This is a genomic window from Ottowia massiliensis, assembly GCF_900240305.1.
Lineage (GTDB): Bacteria > Pseudomonadota > Gammaproteobacteria > Burkholderiales > Burkholderiaceae_C > Ottowia > Ottowia massiliensis.
In genome coordinates, this window is record NZ_LT964862.1 from 1 (window position 1) to 2053 (window position 2053).

The 2053-nt window shown below is 52.2% G+C and carries 3 protein-coding genes; all 3 read right to left on the reverse strand.

The window, feature by feature from the left end; translation table 11 throughout:
* Positions 1 to 401: hypothetical protein (locus tag C1720_RS13470; protein ID WP_146007066.1), on the reverse strand; the 401-nt coding region annotated here is incomplete at its 3' end.
* Between the two features lie 202 nt (positions 402 to 603).
* The gene (locus C1720_RS12515; RefSeq protein WP_146007067.1) at positions 604 to 1077 is read right to left on the reverse strand and encodes a hypothetical protein; all 474 of its coding nucleotides are present in this window, start codon (positions 1075 to 1077) and stop codon (positions 604 to 606) included.
* A 6-nt stretch (positions 1078 to 1083) separates the two neighbouring features.
* Positions 1084 to 1929 (reverse strand): N-acetylmuramoyl-L-alanine amidase, encoded by an 846-nt coding sequence (locus C1720_RS12520; protein WP_102284700.1) that lies wholly within the window; start codon positions 1927 to 1929, stop codon positions 1084 to 1086.
* Positions 1930 to 2053 lie beyond the last annotated feature (124 nt).

Below are 2053 nucleotides of genomic sequence, written 5' to 3' on the forward strand. Positions count from 1 at the left end.
CTGATGAGACCTGCACGGCTGGGCCTAATGCCCCATTCTGCTTTGCGTCCGCCTTGCAGCGTCATAGAGCCATAAGCGCTGCATGGAACCATGGTTAGCGTATGCATCCAGTCTTGGCCGCTGATTTGCCACGCCTTTGAAAAATAGCGCCGCACCGTGGCAGCGTCCGGATGAAATGTATTGCAGTCCGGCTCTCCTGCTTCCTTTTTGCTTTCACTATAACCTTCCACCTGAATTGTTTCGATCGGCGGCAATGGCGATGGGCATAGCGTGATCGTGTCGTCTGCAAAGTCCTCTTCCAATATATCCACGCAGGTATCATGAACAGGCATTTCTTGGGCCAAAGACATGACGCCAGGCGTCATAATGAAAGGCAGGAAGGCTAGCCATTTGAAATTCATGACGATTTATCTCCATCGAGCTGTCAGCGCTTCCGAACCTGTTTTGCGGGAAACCGTTGGATGAGCAAAAACTTCCGATTCTGGTATTGAATATTCACTGTGCGGATTTCTGGCGGGGCATTGGGGCTTATGCGTGTCATCGTCTCCAAAAAAATTGCCTTCATGCACTGCGCTTGAAGGCAATTGTTGAAATGGCCGCCTGTCACCAGAATGGTGAGAAACCGCAATCCGCTTTCGAGCAAAAGAGGAAGAATTTCTGGTATGGCTCTCCTTCAATAGTGACAAGTGCCGAGCGGTTGGGGCTAAGGCCCCAGCGCGCTTTGCGTCCATCTTCCAGCGTCATTGAGCCAGAAGCCTCGCATGTAATCCAAATGAGCTTATGCATCCAGTCCTGGTCACTGATTTGCTGCGCTTTCGAGAAATAGCGCCGCACTGTAGCGGCATCTGGCCTGAATGTATTGCAGTCTGGCTCTTGCGCCTTTGCATCACCACTGCTGCCTTCCACGTGAATGGTCTTGATGGGCGGCAATAATGAGGGACATAGCGTGATCGTATCGTCTGCGAAATCCTCTTCCAATATATCCACGCATGCATCATAAACAAGCATCTCTTGGGCCAAAGACATGATGCTAGGCGTCAGAATGAAAGGCAGGCAGAGTAGCCATCTGAAATTCATGACGATCTACCTCCACTGGGCTGTCAGCGCTTCCGAACCCGTTTTACGGGAAACTGTTGGATGGGAAAAAACTTCCGACTCTGGTATTGAGAATTCGTTGCGTAGCTGCTGCGTCAGCCATTGAAGGGACTCATTCTGCTGGGTTGTAACTTGCTCAAATACCAAATATTTATCCTTGGTTTTACTTTCTTTAATTTCGTGCCTCATCTGGCTAGCAGCATCAGCCGACAGATTTTCATATTTCAGCGTCTTCCCGTCTGTGGTGGTGGTAATCAGGAAGTTGAAACTGCCATCCGGATTACGGGTTTCCTGATGACTTTTGGCCTTGTAAGCCATGCCTACCAGTTCAATTCCAATGGAGTCGCTATTGGAGGGGAAGCGCTCCCCCGCCGGTTTCTTGCTTTCCCGCTGGTTTTCTTTTGTAGGGTTGTGTTTTTCATTCAGCTTCGTTTCTTCAGGCGAGCAGCTCTTTTCTTGCGCGCAGCGGCTTCTAAGTGGCCCCACATGGTTTGTTTTCCGCTTCAGCGAAGCGGTCTGGTAAATGGTTCCGTCCTTGTCAATCAGAAAGTGGGCGCCATTGGCCTTGTCCTTTGCGTAGCTGTTCAAGGTTGAATTGACTGAAGGAGACTGGGTCTGGTGAACGATCAGCCCATTCACCTCTGGCATTTCTCCGCGCTCAATCTTCGGGCTGATGGTTTCGCGCCCTGCCGCCGTTTTCAGCAGGACTCTTTCATGCTGGACGTGGCCTTTGTCGTCAATGTTGAGCTGGGAGGCGCCGGTTGCCGCGCCTTTGGCGTTTGCCGCTGCGGCTTGCTGCTGGCCTGCCAGGGGCGGGCGGGCATCGCGCGCCATCCGCGTGAGCGTTTGGCTGTTGCCGGCTGGCTCTTTTACACAACTGGCGCTGCCGACGGTCTTTAGCGTGTTCGTGTGCGGCGGCCGCGCTACGTTGTGACACACAATCTTGTGACTGACTCAG

Coding starts and splice junctions, on each gene's coding strand:
- C1720_RS12515 (WP_146007067.1), bottom strand. CDS start 1,077: ATGAATTTCAGATGGCTACTCTGCCTGCCTTTCATTCTGACGCCTAGC.
- C1720_RS12520 (WP_102284700.1), bottom strand. CDS start 1,929: ATGGCGCGCGATGCCCGCCCGCCCCTGGCAGGCCAGCAGCAAGCCGCA.